This is a genomic window from Kocuria himachalensis (genome assembly GCF_054784195.1).
In genome coordinates, this window is record NZ_BAAGPL010000054.1 from 1 (window position 1) to 830 (window position 830).

An 830-nucleotide genomic window follows, 5' to 3' on the forward strand; every position below is an offset into this window, starting at 1 on the left:
GCGGGGGCCGACTGGCCACTCCTATGCTCTGCGTGCTGGACGAGGCCGCCAACGTCTGCCGATGGATGAACCTGCCCAACCTCTACAGCCACTACGGGTCTCGCGGCATCGTGGTCTCCACGTTCTTGCAGTCCTGGTCCCAGGGCGTGGACGTCTGGGGGGAATCCGGGATGCGCAAGCTGTTCTCCACCGCCAACGTCGTCACCTACGGCGGCAACGTCAAGGAGGAGGGCTACTTGAAGATGCTCTCGGAGCTGATCGGCAAGTACACCTACACCTCCGTCTCCTCCTCGAGGCAGAAGGATTCCGGGTCCACCTCCCGGCAGGACGCCACCGACGACATCATGTCGGTGGCTGACCTGTCCGCCCTGCCCAAGGGTCGGGCCGTGATGTTCGGCTCCGGGGCCCGGGCCGTGCTGCTGCGCACCATCCCGATTGACCACCGCCCCTACGCGGAAGCATCAAGGGCCTCCGAAGAGGCCCACAACCGCCCCACAGTGGACACCGTCGATCACGAGCCCACAGCGCCGGCCGCCGAGCCAGTGGTGCCTGAGCCTGCCGGGAACCGGTGGGCGGCGCTGGTGAAGGAGTAGGCCATGGACTGGGAAGAAAAATCGTCCAGTGAGGGCAACGAGGACGTGGAAGAGCAGCCTCCTGCGGAGCTGGTCTACGCGAACGTGGTGGAGTTCGTCACCGAGATGTTGGCGCCGATGTACCGGCGTCAGCTGGACCCAGCTGGTCGCTCGAACACGTTCACCTGGTGCGTGTCGACGGCACGTGAAAACTGACCCCGTGGCGGCAGACGAAGTTTGACCCCCTGCCGGACCCTG

Annotated in this window: 2 protein-coding genes; both read left to right on the forward strand. The window is 65.5% G+C overall.

Annotation, left to right across the window (positions count from 1 at the left end):
* The coding region (locus tag ACYVM4_RS18445; RefSeq protein WP_460669492.1) for a TraG/TraD/VirD4 family protein at positions 1-593 on the forward strand (593 nt) is incomplete at its 5' end.
* Between the two features lie 3 nt (positions 594-596).
* Entirely contained in the window at positions 597-788 is a 192-nt protein-coding gene (locus ACYVM4_RS18450) for a hypothetical protein (protein WP_460669493.1), read from the forward strand.
* The last annotated feature ends 42 nt before the right edge of the window (positions 789-830 follow it).